This is a genomic window from Mucilaginibacter sp. KACC 22063 (assembly GCF_028736115.1).
Taxonomy (GTDB): Bacteria; Bacteroidota; Bacteroidia; order Sphingobacteriales; family Sphingobacteriaceae; genus Mucilaginibacter.
Window position 1 is genome coordinate 2,208,450 of the sequence record NZ_CP117877.1, and the last position, 19,475, is coordinate 2,227,924.

2 protein-coding genes are annotated in these 19,475 nt (G+C 42.1%); both read right to left on the reverse strand.

Features of this window, described 5'->3' with window-relative positions; translation table 11 throughout:
* Positions 1-2: 2 nt before the first annotated feature.
* Positions 3-11,798 carry a non-ribosomal peptide synthetase/type I polyketide synthase gene (locus PQ461_RS09635; protein ID WP_274303717.1) on the reverse strand — a complete coding sequence of 3,932 codons (11,796 nt, stop codon included), beginning with the start codon at positions 11,796-11,798 and terminating at the stop codon, positions 3-5.
* Positions 11,795-19,474 (reverse strand): non-ribosomal peptide synthetase, encoded by a 7,680-nt coding sequence (locus PQ461_RS09640; protein WP_274303720.1) that lies wholly within the window; start codon positions 19,472-19,474, stop codon positions 11,795-11,797. Before PQ461_RS09640 ends, PQ461_RS09635 begins: the two co-directional genes overlap by 4 nt.
* Between the last annotated feature and the right edge of the window lies 1 nt (position 19,475).

Genomic DNA, 19,475 nt, shown 5'->3' on the forward strand with positions numbered 1-19,475 from the left:
AATTATAGTGGATAAGGTTTATTTAAAAGAGCGTCATAAGATGTTTGTGCAGATAGCAAATATTTACTGATCATTTCGCCGCCAACATCAAGTATATTGTCGTGCTGGCAATCAAGATTAAAGACCCTGACTTTATCAGCCACTGTCTCGATGTTGTTTGCATCGAGTTTCTTGATATATTCGTTTTTGTATACTGCATCTTTTACATCGTTATAGGTTATAACCTGTGTTGCCTTAAACAAAACTACGTCGGTATGAACCAGCTTACGACTCAAGCTTTTTCTCGCAATTGCCAATTCAGCGTAATATGCTGAAAACACTTTATCTACATATCCTTTATCGTATTTCTTCAGCATAAGGTCTTTTTCAGATAGTTTTATACGTTCATAATCTTCCTTATTTAAAAAGCCCAGCATTTGGTCATCGTGAATAAATGAATCGAGTAGGGTGACTTTGATGTCCTTATATCCCTCTTTTTCAAGAGTAGCCGCTATTTCTAATGAAATCAGTCCGCCAAGTGACCAGCCAAGTAAATTAACATTATCTTTAAGTGGATATTTTTTTTTGATCGCTGCGAGATAATGGACGGCAATTTTAGTTAGTGAGTCAATTTTCTCTTCGTTCCAAATATTATAGTTGTCGATACCAATACAATTATATTTCTGCGAAAGCTGTTCTGCCAGGTTTTGATAAACCTCGGCTCCTCCAAAACCTGGATGGATAAAGAAAATATCTTCCAGGTCAGTATTATACCGAATGTTGTAGGGCTTTATCAATTCTGGTGCCGGGTGTTGAAAAGACACCAGCATGTCGATGGTTTTAAGACGGAAAATATCCGCTACCTTGAAGTTCCACTTCAACACTTCGCTCAATCGCTGCGAAACCCATACTGCTAATATGGAATTGCCACCGAGGTCAAAAAAATCATCATGAATTGAGATCTTGTATATACCGAGCGCGGAGCAAATAATTTGAGCCGCCTTGTAATGTTGTTCGGTATAATCAGTTTCTGAAATGCTTATTGCATCTTCGGTTGGGTTGTTTATTGGCTCATCTGTGCTTGAATTAAAATAGCTGATATGCTCATCATTAACATCATATCGCGATAAGACGATGCTTTTGGTTTTAGATGAATTCAATAGCTTTTGTAAAATATCAGAAAATTCGGAACTGGTTATAGAATCAGAAGATTTGTCTTTAATCGCTGCATTTTTCAAGAATTCGGCACTCATACCTATATCTGATATCCTATTCAGGTTAATAGATAATAAACGCTGAATATTGGGGTAGTTGCGATGGCAAAGTTCATCCATATACAAGTTGGCAGCGGTATAATCCATATTACCTATAGAAGGAAAAATGCTGGATACAGAAGAGCAGCAAATCAATTGGCCTATACTAACCGTGCCTGAGAGCCGGGTCAAATTTTCAATACCAGTTATTTTAGGATTTACTACTGCTGCTACATCCTCGTAAGTTTTATCCCTCAGTACACCTTTAGCTGCTACTCCCGCAGCGTGAAGTATAACGTCTATGTGAGATATATTATTGTAATTCAGTATTTTATGTAGGTTATCTAAACATTTTTTATTGCTAATATCAATTGCTGCATAAATAACAACATTATCTGTTTCTTTCAGTTCAGATAGTCTCAATCGTGCTTCATTGCTTAAATCAGCTTCAGATGTGCGGCCTAAAAGAATCAGGATAGAGCTATTGACGTTTTTGGCTACCTGCTTGGCATAAGTAAACCCGAGGGCACCTAACCCGCCTGTAACCATGAAAACGGGATGGTTTGATAATGTGTTGTTTGCTGCATTTTTGCTAAACGACGTATCTTGCTGATAGGTAGGTATCCATATATAATTGCCCCTTGCAACAATAAGGTCTGTCGTTACCTCTTCTTCCAGTAATGGCAAGAAAGTCTGTTCATAGTTATTATCTTGTGAAGATAGATCGATATGATAGGCACGCACGCCGAAAGCAAAGTATTCTGCGGGTAGAGATTTAGTTACGCCATAAATAACAGAGGGCCGTGGCTGTAATTGCTCAATTCCTGTTACTTCAAAATTGTCAAATGATGCTGATACTACTTTCGGTATCTTGTTGCCTGTACTTTCGCACCAATGGAATATGTTTTTTAGGGCAAGAATATCAAGGCATGGGTCATCCGGATTAGTAGTGCGAGAAATGTATACAAGAATATCTATTGCGTCCTCTAAAACAACTTTGTTTAAAAGCGCCCCAATATGAGCCGAGCTACAAAAGTCGATGTCAGATCCGGGGCTTATGTTGTTGGCTTGTCTGTGAAACGCAAAGCTTAGTTTCCGGCAGTGTTTCTTCAGAATTTCGAGTAAAATGTCAGTTTTAGGATGATTTTCTGATGTTTCATTAATTAATACCAGGATATTTTTATTACGAAGATTTTCAATGTTTTCTGTAATGTTATTTAAATCATTTCGTTGCCATGAACGCTTATAAAATATATTATCAATGGCATTGAATTTTCTTGTATTAACAAGTGCGGTTTTCTCTATCCAGCATTTTTGCATATCAAACTGATACAGCGGCATATCGTTCAAAAACAAGGCATTTTTAAATGTAGTGACATCATTTGGCTTTTGAATTATTGCGTATTCCCAAAGTTTTGCAATGAGGTCTTCCTTGGTTTTTACATGGTATACTTTCGAAATAGATTCCTTCGCCGAAGGTAAAAGCTGCAGGGCCTTAATAAATTTATGCCCGCCTTCATTAACAAGCTTTTTAATAAAATACCCTAAACTTTTACCTGCGCCTATTTCTATAAAATTCACCCGGTAATTATACTTACGGCACAAAGTCTCTGCCCCTTTATTAAACTGAACTGTTTGCCGGAGTTGATTGCACCAATATTGTGCAGTCGCTACCTCAGCGTCGGCAATATTCCCGGTTAAATTGCTGATAAATTGCTTTTTAGGCGTGTTTAATTTAATTCCTTTTATATGTTCTTTAAATTCATCAATTGCAGCATCCATTAATCTGGAATGAAAGGCGTGGGAAACATTCAATAGCATTGCCGGAACAGAACTGTGATCCAAATTTTCTTTCAATAGTTCTATATCAGTTTCATTGCCGGATATGACAATATCATCAGGTGAGTTAATGCACGCTATTTCGCACCTATATGCTTTGGCTAAGGGGGCGATAATATCATGTCTGCTATTTACTGCTAACATACTGCCCCGTGGCATCGATTGCATTAGCCTGCCACGCAGGACCGTGATCCGGATGGCATCTTCCAGGCTAAATACGCCGCATAGCGTTGCTGCCACATATTCACCAATGCTATGCCCAATGTAAGTATCTGCATATATCCCATTGTGATTTAAATACCTGGCTAAGGCATACTCAATAATAAATAGAGCCGGCTGAGTCCATCTCGTTTCATCGATGGCGGTCTGGTTTGAAGTTGATGCAGGAAACATAATTTCATACAAGTCGATATCGATGTACCGGTTGGCAATTTTTATGCAATCATCAACGATTTTCTTAAAATCAGGCTCATGGTCATACAGATCCTTCGCCATATTGGGATATTGCGACCCCTGGCCCGGAAACATAAAAACGAGCTTATTATTACTTTCGGTGATAATCTGCTTTGGATGGTCTATCGTTTTTAATTCATCGATAAGCTGGCCGGTATTGTTTGCACAAACAGCTATTCTGCAATCAAAATGTTCTTTTCTCTCCTGCAATGTATAGGCGATATCTCTTATATTATACACTACATTGTTAGCCTTAGCATTTATGAGCCACTTGTACAACGCTTGCTTAAATTGATTTAGTGAGGCTGCATTTTTTGCCGACAGCGGAATGATATAATTTTTGCCGGGTTGTACTGGTTCAGCAACAAGTATTTCAGTTTTATTCTGGTTAAGATAGTCTCCAACTACCACATGCGCATTGGTCCCGCCAATGCCAAATGAACTTATCCCGGCCAGCCGCTGCCGGTGTAACTGCGGAAGCCACGGCAGATTTTCAGTAGTAATATTGAAATTACCGCGTTCGAGGTGCAGCTCGGGATTGGGTTCGCTAAAATTAACCTGACCCGGAATGGTATTGTTTTCCAGCATGGCGCACACTTTAACCAAGCCTGCAATACCTGCCGCTGATCCTGCGTGACCTATATTTGCTTTTACAGCCCCTAACCAAGTGCGATGATTCTTTACTTTGTGCTCTCTGTTCCGGTTAAATTCAAATGCTCCGTAAAGCGCTTGTATTTCAATTGGATCGCCCAAATTGGTTGCGGTACCATGACATTCTACAAAATCTATTTCATCAGCTGCTATGCCGGCCATGCGTTGGGCATTGATGATACACTCGCTTTGCCCCATTACGGAGGGCGCTGTATAGCCTGTTTTACGCGCGCCGTCATTATTTGTGGCATATCCCTTTATAACAGCTATGATGTGATCATTATCATTAATCGCATCTTCCATGCGCTTTAACAGCACAGCACCTACGCCTGCGCCAAGTGTAGTACCTGAGGCCTCTTTGTCAAATGTTTTGCAATGCCCATCCCGGGATAAGATCAATCCTTCTTCATAAATGTAACCTATTTTTTCATCGGGCATAGTCAATGATACTCCGCCAGCCAAAGCCATGTTGCAGGTGCCCAATTGCAGGTTTTTGCAGGCCTCTACCACCGAAACCAGCCCGGTAGAACATGCCGTATTAATGGATAAAGCCGGGCCTGACAGGTTTAAAAAATAAGCAGTCTTTGTGGCCAGTGCATCTTTGCTGTTTGAATTGATGGCTTCCCATGCATTCACATCAGGATTTCCGTTTAAAATGTGAGTCGACAAATAGTCGCTATCACTGCTCCCGGCAAAAACACCAATATTATGCTCGCCCCTTTGTTTTACATAACCTGCAGCTTCCAGTGCATACCAGCAATGCTCCATAAATTTACGGTATTGCGGGTCCAACTGCCGTGCTTCCCTGGCCGACATTCCCCAAAATTGCGGGTCGAAATATTCGATACCCTCTATCGGAGATGACACGCTAATGAAACCGGGATCGTCCAGTACATGCGGTTCAACACCGGATTTTTTACACTCCTCGCGCGTGTGGAAAGAGATTCCTTCACGCTGATCTTTAATTAGTTTCCATAACTCTGGTATATTCTTAGCACCCGAAAATGAACCTGACATACCGATAATGGCAATCTCATGCTTTTTAATAGCAACAGTATTGTTTTGAAGCTTGTAGCCTGGATCATTATCTTTACGTAGGCTTAGTACAAGTTTGTTTATGCTATTGAATTTGAAAAGATCGGCAATGGTGATATGCTTAAACTCTTCCAGCTTGTTTAATTCCTGCTTCAGCCGAATGCTCAGGATGGAGTTACCGCCAATCTCAAAAAAGTTTTGGTAACAGCTAATCTGTTCGCCCGGCAAGCCCAATACTTTACCATATGCCCTACAAAGTTCTATTTCAAGTATAGTTTCCGGCTTTACATATGCTGTGGAGGCTTCAAATTCAGGATCGGGAAAGGACTTTTTATCCAGTTTGCCATTAACAGTAAGCGGAAATACTTCTACTCGCATAAACATTGCCGGAACCATATAAGAAGGAAGTAGCTCCATTAGCTTGTTTTGTATCACTACACGACTAACCTCTTTCTCACTTATATAATAACAAACGAGGTATTTCGTAATTATACCATCTATGTTTCTTTCTTTAACCAATACACACGCCTGTTCAATTTCGTTTATTGCTTTTACAGCGTATTCAATTTCAGTCAGTTCTATGCGATAACCGTTTATCTTAACCTGTTCGTCATTCCTGCCTATGTACTTTAGATTACCGTCGGGTAGCATGCGCACCAGGTCGCCGGTTTTATATAAGCGTGTATTACCTTTTATTTTATCCTCTTCCGTAGCAAAAGGATTGGGGATAAAGCGTTCGGCGGTAAGTTCCGGCTGGTTTAAATAACCTCTTGCCACGCCTGCACCGCCCAGGTAAAGTTCACCGGTTACCCCAATAGGTACCGGGTTTTTATCGGGGTCCAGCACATATGACCGGATATTTTGAATAGCTTTTCCTATCTGCTCAACTTCGTTCGTATAAATACGTTTCCCGGTTGCGTAAATGCTTAGCTCAGTAGGCCCGTAGTAGTTAAAAAGGTCTGTTTTAGCCGACCAATTACTTGCCGTTTGCCTGTCGCAGGGTTCTCCGGCGTAAATCATCGTAGTAAGATCAGGATAATCAATCAGCGGCATCTGGCTTAGCAGCACGGGCGGCAGATAGGCAATATTGATTTTGTTTGAAATAAGATAGACGGATAGGACAGCACTATCTGTTCTGATGTTGTCTGCCAGTATATGAAGTTCTAACCCGTTTAATAAACCACAGAATATTTCAGATACAGAAACGTCGAAAACATAGGCGGTAAATGCAGTGACTCTTATGCCTCCTTTTTTATGATAAACAGGGGATAGGGCATCGATAGTGTTTACTACAGAACGGTGTTCAACCATAACGCCTTTAGGCTTGCCTGTTGTGCCGGAAGTGTAGATCACATAGGCCAGATCGGTGGAAGAGTTGACAGGACCGAGGTTAGCAATATCATTTTCTGTATAGAAATGTTGGTCCAGGTCAATATATACAATCATCTCTTCAGGCCGATACAGCTTTTTCCGTAGTTTTTTTTGCGACAGTATTAATGAGGATTGCGTATCTTCCAATAGGTAATTTATCCGCTCTTGAGGATAGCCCGGATCGATTGGTACATAAGCTGCGCCGGCTTTTAATACAGCTAAAATACTGATCACCATTTCCAGGCTCCGGTCAACAAATAAAGCAATAAAAGTATCAGCGTTAAGCAGGCGGCCATTTAATTGCTTGAGCCTGTCTCTAATTTCCCGGGCCAGTTGATTGCTCTTTTCGTTCAGTTCTATATAACTCAGTTTCTCACCATTGTAAACCAATGCCGTGTCATTATGGCTTAGCTTAACACGCGCCTCAAACAAAGCATGAAGGGTTTTATCCTGCGGATAGGGTTTGTCGGTTTGGTTCCATTTATAAACCAGCCGGTGGAAGGTTTCTGGTTTAATCAGGCTGAATTTATGGAAAGAAGCTTCAGGCGCTGAGATTAATTGCTCAAGCAAGTGGCCATAATAATCTGCCAGCCGTTCAATAGTGGTTGCGCCAAATAAAGCCGTTGCATAGCTGATGTGTCCGGTAAGCACAGTCCCGTCATCGTTGAGTGAGATAGACAGATCAAATTTTTCAACGTCATAAATATCATCAACTTCAATTTCTTTGAGACAGTTAAGTCGCTTCCCGGTTTTATGGTCGCCGCTGTTGGATAACTCGAATAATACCTGGAAAACCGGATGGCGGGAAGCATCTCTGGTAACCCCCAGTTCACTCACCAATATTTCAAAAGGAAGGTCCTGGTGAAGCTGCGCCTGTATCTGCTCAGCGTGTACTTGTTTGATTAAAGCGGCAAAGCTTTCATTTTTTTGCAAAAGAGTGCGGTTGACCAGTACATTTACAAAAAAGCCTATAACGTCTGCCGTCTGCCGCTGGTGCCTGTTCGCTACCGGGCTACCCGTGATGATGTCATCCTGCCCGGTATATTTGCTTAAAAGGATATGGATGCTACTTAGCAAGGTTGTATGCATCGTAACACCATATTGCCGGCACAACAAACGCAGCTTTTCACTTATTTCCCTGTTAATTTCAAACGGAGTAATTGCACCTTTATAATCAATCCGCTCTTGTCTGGGGTAATCTGTGGGTAAATTAAGCGTCTCGTAACCATATAGCTTTGTTTTCCAGTAAATGAGCTGGTTAGCTAATATCTCGCCCCGAAGGAATGATCTTTGCCAGGCGGCGTAGTCCTTGTATTGTATTTCAGGTAAAGGCAGGCAGAAAGCTTTATCCCTATTTAAATAAGCGTTATAATACACGGCCAGCTCATGTTCAAATATTTCCTTCGACCAGCCATCAGTTGCTATATGATGTATGTTGATCAGCAATGCTCTTTTTTGTATCAAACCATTGTTGCCTATGATGTAAAACTTTACCCGGATGGGATATTCACTGCTTAAATCGAAAGGCATGTCAATGTCGGCCTTGAGCGATTGCTGGTAATCAACTTCATTGGCTATCGTTACCATTTCAATAGGTAGGGGATCAGTATGCACCTGTTGAATAGCATCTTCATTGCTGTCATCCATAGTTATGGTACTTCTCAGCACCTCATGCCTGGCAATTACCTGTTCAATAGCGTACATTAATCCATCAATGTCGGCGTCCGCTGTCAGTTCAAATACTGATGGCAGATGATACGCATTAGTACCTTCTTCATATCGTTCAATGAACCATAACCGCTGTTGCGCAAATGATAGTATCCCTTCATTGGATTGAATAACCGGAATAATTACCGGCTCTATACCTGCTGAATGTGTCAGCAATAGTGAAATCGTTTTATACTTAAATATATCTGCAACTTTTATATCACGATCTAACAGCTTGCTCATTCGGTGCGATGCTTGTATCGCCAATATCGAATTGCCGCCGATTTTAAAAAAGTCGTCATTAAGGCCCACATCATGTGCTCCCAGTGTACGTTCCCATATTTTACATATCTCTTTTTCTATTTCAGTAAAAGGAGCAACATATTCTTCCATATTGAGAGCAACAGGATCCGGAAGAGCCTTTTTATCGAGCTTTCCGTTAATTGTTAATAGAAATGATGGCATTGTCACGAACACTGCCGGAACCATGTAGGCTGGAAGCTTTGCTGATAGCTCGTTTTGTAATACTGATGGACTGACAGCTTCTTGGGGTTTCTTACTTACATAATAACAAACCAGGTATTTGCCAGCGTTATAATCTGTTGTTCTTTCCTTTACCAATACACAAGCCTGTTCAATTCCTTTAACTGTTATCACTGCTTGCTCAACCTCAGCCAGTTCTATACGGTAGCCGTTTACTTTTACCTGATCGTCATTACGGCCAATGTATTCCAGATTGCCGTCAGGCAGCCAGCGTACCATATCGCCGGTTTTATATAAGCGTGTGTAGCCACTTGCTTTGTCTGCAGCAGTAGCGAATGGATTTAAAATAAAGCGTTCTGCAGTTAGCTCGGGCCGGTTCAAATAGCCCCTTGCCAGGCAAGCGCCGCCCAGGTAAAGTTCGCCGGACACACCAATTGGAACAGGCTTCCGATTGATGTCGAGCACGTAAGCTGTAATATTCCCGATTGATGGCTTGCTTAGTATATGGGAGTTGATACCAATAAGCGATGTGATGGTCGTTTCTGTAGGGCCATATTCATTAATAACCATCTCAATTGCCGCCTTATAGCGGTCGAATAATTTCCTGTGCAGAAGCTCAGCACCAAAAATAACCCGCTTCAGTTTTTTTAAGCCTTTGGGGTCAATAGTGTTTAAGAAAGATGGGGTGGCATGCAGGTGCGTTATCCCGTTATTATTAATATAAGTTGTAAAGCAACCGGCATTTAACAATGTTTCTGTATCGATAATAAAAAGCGTCCCGCTTGATATCAACGATAACCACATTTGCTCAACTGAGGCATCAAAAATGTAGTTGGCAAACAGCAGAAATCGTTCCTGTGCAGCTATTTGATATTTATGCTGTAGATCAACTAACAAGTTCACTACCGACCGGTGTTCAACCATTACGCCTTTAGGTTTGCCTGTTGTACCGGAGGTGTATATTACATAAGCAAGATCGGTTGAAGTACTAATAGTGACGGGCTTAGATGTATCGTTTTCGTTATAAAAAGATTCATCGAGGTCGATATAGATAAGTCTTTCTTGCGGGAATTGTATCTTATCTTTCAGCGTTTTTTGTGACAATACCAATGCAGCCTGCGTATCTTCCAACAGGTAGGCCGTTCTTTCTGGCGGATAACCAGGGTCAATCGGTACATAAGCTCCACCAGCTTTTAATACGGCAAGAATGCTTATCATCATTTCCAGGCCTCTGTCAACAAATAAAGCAATAAGCGTATCCGGACTAAGCGGCCTTTTATTCAGATAATTGAATTTATTTCTTATTTCACAGGCCAGTTGGTTACTTTTTTCATTAAGTTCTTTGTTGCTCAGTTTTTCATTCTTGTAAACAATTGCAATATCAGCGGGCTTTGACTCTGCATGTGTTTCGAACAGGCTATGAAGGGTTTTATCTTTTGGGTATGGCTTTCCGGTCTTATTCCATTCATAAATCAGTTGGTGATATGCATCCGGTTTAAGCAGGCTAAATTTGCTGAACGGCATATCTGGTTTCCACACAAGTTGCTCAAGCAAGTGAATGTAATAATCAGCCATCCTTTCAATAGTGCTTCGTGTAAACAAAGCTGTCGTGTGGCTGAACTGTCCGGCAAGCCCGGTTTGGTCGTCATTCAGTGAGATTGATAGGTCGAACTTTTCAACGTCATAAACGTCATCGATCTCCATCTCCTTAATATAATTAAGCTGTTCTTCCGGTTTGTTTGTATGATTTGTCACCTCGAACAATACCTGGAAAATAGGGTGACGTGAAGTATCTCTTGCTGCCGCCAGTTCATTCACCAGCATTTCAAAAGACATATGCTGGTGTAATTGCGCCTGCACCTGTTCGTCATGTACCTGTTTGATCAAACCAGCAAAGCTTTCATCATTTGATAGTAAGGTACGGTTGACCAGCACATTCACAAAAAAACCGATCACATCACTGGTTTGCCGCTCATTTCTGTTTGCGACGGGACTGCCGGTAACAATGTCATGCTGCCCTGTATATTTGGATAACAGTACGTGGATACTGCCAAGCAGTGCCGAATGTAGGGTAACGCCATACAGGCGGCAAAGCGCCCGAAGCTGTTTGCTTGTTTCCGGGCCTATCTGGAACGACACAATTGCGCCTTTGTAATCAGGACGCTCCGGCCTGGGATGATCTACAGGCAGGTTAAGAGGCTCGTAACCCGATAGCTTATTTTTCCAGTAGCGCAGCTGTTTGACTAACGTATCGCCGCTTAAATATGTACGTTGCCATGTTGCGTAATCCTTATATTGTATGGTTGGAGAAGGGAGACAAAAACCGGGATTGTTTTGAATATAAGCTTCATAATAAGCGGATAGCTCATTTTCAAATATACTCTTCGACCAGCCATCGGTAGCAATATGATGTATATTGATGAGCAGAAATCGCTTCTGTCCGGCCTGTTCCAGCTGATAAAACTTTACCCGGATAGGGTATTCATTACTTAAGTTGAATGGCTTCTCGATATCTGCCTTAAGAAGTTGTAGGTAAGCTGCTTCATCAGCTACCGTTACAGTTTCGATTGTTAATGGTTCGGCGTTTACTTTTTGGATTATATTTTCATCACTGTCGCCCATTAAAATTGTACTTCTTAATACCTCGTGTCGGGTAACGATCTGATTAATGGCATAAATCAGCCCATCAATAGCAGTTTTCTCAGCAAGCTCAAACACCGATGGTAAATGATATGCACTTGTACCTTCTTCATATCGCTCTATAAACCAAAGTCGTTGCTGCGCAAAAGATAATATTTCTTTATCTCCGTCGGATTTAAATATGGTGGTTCTTAGAAAGTCTTCTTTTGAGAAAATGCTGTTTAAATTAAGGCAGTTAATGATTTCTGGCTTGGTTTGCTTTATCCGTTCTAAATATGTGCCGGGCTCTCCAATATGATCAGGTAGAAATATTTTAATGTTGTTACCTATAAGCCACAAACACACACCATTTTGTTTAAGATCGTTGATCAGCTTAATGATGCTCATATCTCAAACTCCTTTCCGGTTATTTCATCATGAATTATTTCGTTGACCGGAGAGCTTAATATCTGTTCAGGAGTTTTATACCTGAAGATATCGCCTACCTTCAATTCGTATCCAAGTAACTTACTCATCCGGTGCGCTGCCTGTATGGCCAGGATAGAATTGCCGCCTATTCTGAAAAAATCATCCTGAATACCTACGCGCTCTGCACCCAGTACTTCCTGCCAAATCCTGCAAATTCCGGCTTCCAGTTCAGTAGTCGGTAATATAAATTGTGAATTCAGCGTATTGAAGTCAGGTTCGGGCAAGCTTTGCTTGTCTAATTTACCGTTGGGTGTTAGCGGCATATGCGTCATTTCCACAAACATGTCAGGAACCATATAAGCGGGTAGGAGCTGTCTGAGATATTTGCCGAGGACGTTTTCGTTGAGACTGTGATTATCACTGTGCGGCACATAGTATGCCACAAGATATTTTGTAATGCTGTTGCCTGTTTTTCTTTCTTTTGCCAAAACACAGCTTTGCTTCAGGCCGTCTGCCTGTGCTAAAACCTGCTCTATTTCTCCTAATTCTACGCGGTGGCCTCTGATTTTTACCTGGTCGTCATTACGGCCAACGTACTCCAGGTTGCCGTCAGATAGCCACCGCACCAAATCGCCGGTTTTATATAGTTTGTTATACCCAAGTTCCCGGTCTCGTTTAGTGGCAAACGGATTGTCAATAAAGCGTTCATCAGTAAGAGCATGCCGGTTCAAATAACCGAGCGCCAAACTAATTCCACCTATGAACAATTCACCGATGACACCTATGGGCACAGGTATATCGCCCTGCCCGAGGACATAATGGCGGCTGTTGGGGAATAGCTTTCCGATGGTGGCGAAATCATTTTCATTTTTAGGTTCATATACCGTTATTTCTCCGGTTTCAGTGGGTCCGTAATAGTTAAGTATCCGGATGTTTTTATTTACACGGGTAATTATTTTAGGAGTAATGGCCTCTCCGCTAAAATATACTTTGATGATGTTGCTTGCATTAATAGCATCGGCCAGCAATTCGTATTGAGATGGAACCAGATGAAGCGAAGTAACACCGGATATCTCTAACAAGTTGTTCAATTCTGCCAGGTCAAAAACCTCTTTAGTAACCTGTAATTTTGCGCCAGCGCACAGGTGTGTGAATATGTCGGTAATGGATACGTCGAAAACATAATTTGTTTTGAACAAATAATGATCCTCCGCATCGATACCGGAGCGTTCGATCATATACAGAATCCGATTAGTGAGCGAAGCATGCGTAAGCATTACGCCTTTAGGTTTGCCGGTAGTGCCCGAAGTATAAATTACACAAGCAAGGTCTTGCGGCCCGTTAAAGGCGGGGAGGTTGGTCTTTAATCCGGTGAGGTATAAGCTTTCAGCCAGATCAGCAAAAATAAACGACCGGGCAGAAAAATCCATTTGCCCAGCCAGGAGTCTGTTACTTATAACCAGCTTAATATTGCCATCATTTAATATATATTCAACCCTCTCGCGCGGATAATTTATTTCGATAGGTACGTATGCTCCGCCAGCTTTCAACACCGCAAGGATGGCTATCACCATTTCGGGTCCCCTGTCAAGATAGAGTGCCACCAATATATCCCGGGTTAATTCCCTCCCTACATCCTGTAGGTATTGTGCCCTTATGTAAAGGGCCAGTTGGTTGCTTTTATTGTTTAGCTCTTCATAAGTCAACTGTTGCCCGGTATATATAAGCGCAATACTATCAGGTGTTTTATAAGCTTGATCTTCAAATAATTGCACTACTGTTTTTAAAGGGTATTGCCGATCTGTAACATTCCAGCCGTTTATAATCTTATCGTATTCATCAGTGTCAGGTAATGATATTTTTTTATGCGCTTTGCCGGGGTTATCCATTATCTGCCGGATAATCCGATTTATGGTGTTCAACAAATACTTTGCCCTGCTTTCAGTTAAATAAGCTGCATCATAAACCAGTCGTATCACCAACGCACCCTGTTGCTCAAAAACAATCAGGCCTAACGGATAGTCTAATTTATCGGCCATATCCCATGCCGTGGCTGTTATTGAGGAGCTGTTTTCTACAGGTTCGAGGTAATTTTCATAAACGAACAATGTTTGAAACAGCCGCTCGCCGTTTTTTTGAATTTTGGCGAGGTCGGCAAAGCTATGGGTGTTCAACTCCATTATTTTTTGCTGAACGTGCTGCAATTGCTCCCTTATATTCAGGTCATTTTCCCAATCTATAACTAAGGGCAAGGTATTGATATATAAGCCTACGCTATCTTCAATGCCTTCAATCGGCAAGTCACGTCCAGATACTGTAGTTCCTGCAATACTTACCTGTGCAGAACTATAAACCTGTAATAATTTATGCCATGCAAATTGCAAAAGCACGTTAATGGTTATACCTTCCTGTTGACTGAAGGATTTAAGATCAGCATGCTTTTCGCTGTTGATTATGTGGTTTTGTACGGCCTGGCTCTCTACGCGCCTGTAATTTTCAGTGTGGAGCGGCTTACTTAATAACGAATTGATATTATTGGCTGGTTTAGGTGCCGCGAAAGCATCGTCCCAGTATTTCTGTACAGTGTTTTTATGTACGGCAATATATTCCCTGGCGGCAATGTAAGCAGTATCTTCTTTTACCTCAATAATTTTATTTCCGGTAAGCGCCTGGTAATATCTATGCAGGCTGGCCAGCAATATTGACTCGCTCCAACCATCGGTTATGGCATGATGCTCGGTTTTAATTATGGTGAAATGATCCTCAGCTTGTTTAATAATGGTTAGCCTTAAGAGACCAGGAACGGTAAGATCAAAACCGGTTTTCAGGTCTTCAGACTGAAAGACAGCTATTGCTTGGTGTTTTCCCTCCTGAGTGGTCAGTTGGCTTAGGTCGTGTAGTCGATAATTCAGCTTACCATTACTGTAAATAACCTGTACAACTTCCTCTTCCCAGTTAAAAGCAGTTCGCAAAATAGGATACTGGGCTATGCAATATGCCCATGCTTGTAAGTATTTTTCGATGTCGATAGGTTGATGATAATCAAATATGGCCTGCATACGGTAGGTGTCGTCACCCGGCTGATTCAAAGCATGATAAATAAACCCCTGCTGTAGACTGGAAGCAGGATAGATAAATGCTATTTGATTTTGATCATGCCGGGCATCGTCTGCCAGTCTGTCTAACAAAGACTGACTGATTTTTACGGCCCTAAAATCGCTTGGAGTAAAGTTGTTTTGCAACGCGTTTGTGCAATGGGATATAATTAGTTTTAAATGGTACTCAAAGCTATCGGTTAATAGTTTTGTCACAGCTGCGCCTAAACGCGTTTCTATAATAAACTTTAATCTACCTGCGTTAACCATTCCGTCGACGGATATCAGGTTATTTTCATTGTTTTCAGGATGAACATTATCGCCACTATTATCATCAATTATTTTCCAGTCACTGGCTGGGCCATCAAATTGTCCCAGGTAGTTAAAGCTGGTGCGCGGCAGGTGACTTTGAGTAAAAGAGGTTTGTTCACATGTTGCCAATGCTCCGAAACCTATGCCTTTGTTAGGGACCTTGCGCAGGCTTTCTTTAATAAGTTGTATGCTTTCTTTCAGGGATCCTTTCAGCTCGATCTTAACGGGGAACATGGTGGTAAACCAACCCACTGTACGGCTCAGATCTATGGAAGGATCAATCTCTTCCCTTCCATGCCCCTCCAGCGTTATTATCTGGGTATCTGAATGATTAATGTCTTTAAGCGCATAGGCCAAAGCAGTCAGCAGCAGGTCGTTGATTTCAGTATGGTAGGCGGCCGGTGCGTTCTGCAACAGAGAACTAGTTAATGCCTCACTTAATTCAAAGCGGCTAACGGTTGGTTTAAACAGAGGCTCCTGCTGATAAGCAGGCATGCCCTTAAGTTGGTTTTGCCAAAAGGCAGGTTCATCCGGGTGCTGCAAGGCATATTTTTTAACACAGGTTACCCATTGCCTGTAGCTGCTGCTTTTTGGCGGCAATGGTACCCCTTGATAAAGCGCTTTAAGATCATCCGCTACTATCCGCCAGCTCACACTGTCGATGACCATGTGGTGTGCCGCCATAAATATGCGGGCGCTGCCATCACTGTAACCATGCAGGTAACCGAACTGGAATAAGGGTCCATGCTCCAGATCGAAGTTACTTTGCCAGTCAGTCAATGTCTGCTGTATTCCGGCAGCAGTGAGAGTGCTTACATTCAGCGTTTTTAAAACAGGTACATCAATTCTTTGCTGATAACGCTGCCTCCACTGAAGTTGGTTTGATAGCCTGCTATAAGCAATCCTGAATACATCGTGGCGGTCAATCAGCTCATGAATGATACTTTGCAAACGATAAGTATGCAGTTCTGGCACTTTTATTAAAAAGCTTTGGTTCCAATGTCCCGGTTTGGTTATTGATTCTCCAACATGCGACAGGAACCATTGCTGGATGGGCAGGAAGTCCAACTCGCCGGTCAAAATTCCCTGTTCGGCATCAATAATGGTTTCTGAGGAGTTGATCTGGAGATGAGCAGCCAGCTCAGCAATGGTTTTATGCTCGAAAATATCTTTCACCTTGCAAGGATACCCGGCCTGCCTGATGCGGCCGGCTACCTGTATACTTAAAATAGAATCGCCGCCCAGCCTGAAAAAGTTATCAGTGATGCTGATGTTGTCCATACCGAATAGCAGCTCCCATATTTTGCATATTTCCTTTTCTGTTTCGGTAACAGGCGCCACACGTTCTGTTTCAGCAAGGTTAAAATCAGGGTCAGGCAGGGCGCGTTTATCCAGCTTGCCGTTAACCGTTAACGGGAACGACTCCATCGCTACGTATGTTGCCGGAACCATATAAGATGGAAGAACTTTTGACAGCTTGTTTTGCAGGGCAGATGAGTTTATATCGGCCTTGCCACTATTTACTACATAATAACATACCAGGTATTTGGCCGTTACTGCATCAGTAATCTTCTCACGGGCTAACACACAAGCTTGTTCTATTCCTTCAATAGCTAAAACTGCCCGTGTTATTTCGGCAGGCTCAATACGGTACCCATTTATTTTTACCTGGTCATCGTTACGGCCAATGTATTGCAGGTTACCGTCAGGCAGCCAGCGTACCATATCGCCAGTTTTATATAATCGATTGTAACCACTTTCTTTATCCGCATCAGTAGCAAATGGATTTAAAATGAAGCGTTCTGCAGTAAGTCCGGGCTGGTTCAAATACCCTCTTGCCACGCCAATGCCGCCCAGGTAAAGTTCCCCTGTAACTCCAACCGGAACCACATTTTGGTGGGTATCTAAAACATAAGCCCGCGTATTATCAATAGGTTTGCCAATATGTACCGGGTCTTGACTGTTTATTTCTGTAAGGGTTGATACTATCGTCGCTTCTGTAGGTCCATAAGTGTTATATATCTTGGCGCTGGATGTAATTTGTTGATACGGCTCCCCGCCTAAAATAATATATTTCAGATGTGCCGACTGGCTAAGGCTAATCGCTTTCAGGTAGCTCGGCGTTGTATTTACAACTGTTATCAATTCTTTCTTCAGGTAATTGCGGATGAAATCATTATCTAACAACGAGCTGGGGTCAACAATGTGCAGTGTGCCACCGCTTAGCAGCGACATGTAAATACATTCTGCGGCGGCATCAAAAATGATCCCTGCGGTTAAGAGTGATTGATCAGAGGGCGTTAAAGGTATGGCCCTTAATTGTGATAAAATTTCATTTGTAACAGACCGATGCTCTACCATAACCCCCTTAGGCTTGCCGGTTGTACCCGATGTATAGATAACATAAGCAAGGTCTGCCGATGTGCAATTTTGTATAAGATTATTGATGTTGTTTTTTTTATAAAACGGCTCGTCCGGGTCAATGAAGATTATTCTGCCTTCTGGAAATATCAATTTTCCCTGCTCTTCCAAATATCTTTGCGATAGTATCAGCGCAGCTTGGGTATCATTCAGCAGCCATGCCACACGTTCTGCAGGATAGTCCGGATCGACAGGCACGTAAGCAGCGCCTGCTTTTAAAATGGCTAACATGCCTATTACTGTCTCCAGGCTTTTATTGGTGAATAATGCAACGAGTGTATCAGGGCTAAGCGGCTTTCCTTCCTTTTGGTTAAACCGCTTTCTTATCTCCAAAGCGAGTTGGTTGCTTCTGTTATTTAGTTCCCGGTAGCTTAGTGTTGTGCCTTTGTAAACCAGCGCCGTATTTTCCGGGGTAATCATCGCCTGTACTTCAAAAAGTTCATGAAGAGTTTTTTCCTTTGGATAAGGTCTGTCTGTCATGTTCCACTCATAAACTATTTGTCGATAAGCTTTTGGGGTAATCAGGTGTAGCCTGTTGTGCTTTTTTTCGGGATTGGTTATTACCTGTTTAAGCAGGTAAGCCAGCGTTTCTGTATGCCCTATGGCTTTATCGCTGTCCAAATAATTGGCATCATACTGTAACTTAAAAACAACTCTTTTTTTATCTTCAAAAGCCAGGATGCCTAAAGGATAATCTACTTTATCAATATCATTGCGAATCGTAGTTTTCAGGCCAACCGGCTCATCTGCGGGTTCAGGATAGTTTTCAAACACAAATAAACTATGAAACAGCCGCTCGCCGTTTTTTTGAATTTTGGCGAGGTCGGCAAAGCTATGGGTGCTCAGCTCCATTATATTCTGCTGAACCTGTTGCAATTGCTGTTTAATGCTTAATTCATTATCCCAGTCAATTGCTAATGGCAATGTATTTACATACAGACCTACGCTATCTTCAATGCCTTCAATCGGCAGATCGCGCCCGGATACCGTTGTTCCAACTATCGTTGTTCGTTTCGAGCTGTAAACCTGCAACAATTTATGCCATGCAAACTGCAGTACCGCATTAACAGTAATTCCTTCCTGCCGGCAGAATGACTTCAGCCGGTCGTAAAAATCGCCGTTTATCTCGTATTGCTGTTCCTCCGGGTTTTCCATGCGCCGATAACTATTTGCATCAAACAGTTTACTGAGCAGCGAATTAATATCATTGGCAGTTTCTTCGGCGATAAAATGGTTGCTCCAGTATTCCTGCGTCGCCTGTTTATTTTCTGCTATATATTCCTGGGCCAATATATATGCGACATCTTCATCTATACATACTTCACGATTTTCAATAACGGCCTGGTAATACCGGTGCAGGCTGGCCAGTAGCACAGGTTCGCTCCAGCCATCGGTTATGGCATGGTGCTCGCTTTTCAGTACGGTATAATAATTTTCAGCCTGTTTAATAATATGAATACGAAGCAGGGTAGGGTTGGTCAGGTCAAATCCTACTTTACGATCCTCAGTTTGTATAAAATCAATGGCCTGATCTTTTTCCTCCTGGGTTGCAAGTTGGCTTAGGTCGTGTAGTCGATAATTCAGCTTACCATTACTGTAGATAACCTGTATAACATCTTCTTCCCAGTTAAAGGCCGTCCTTAGAATAGGATAGCGGGCTATACAATACTCCCAGGCCCGGATGTATTTTTCAACGTCTAAAGCCTGGTAATAATCATACAATATTTGCATGCGGTATGCGTCATCATCGGGCTGGCTTAGCGCATGATAAATAAACCCCTGCTGTAAACTGGTGGCGGGATAGATATATTTGATTTCGTTAGACATA

Excerpts from the sequence above, each read along its gene's own strand:
- PQ461_RS09635 (WP_274303717.1), bottom strand. The coding sequence starts at position 11,798 with ATGAGCATCATTAAGCTGATCAACGATCTTAAACAAAATGGTGTGTGT.
- PQ461_RS09640 (WP_274303720.1), bottom strand. The coding sequence starts at position 19,474 with ATGTCTAACGAAATCAAATATATCTATCCCGCCACCAGTTTACAGCAG.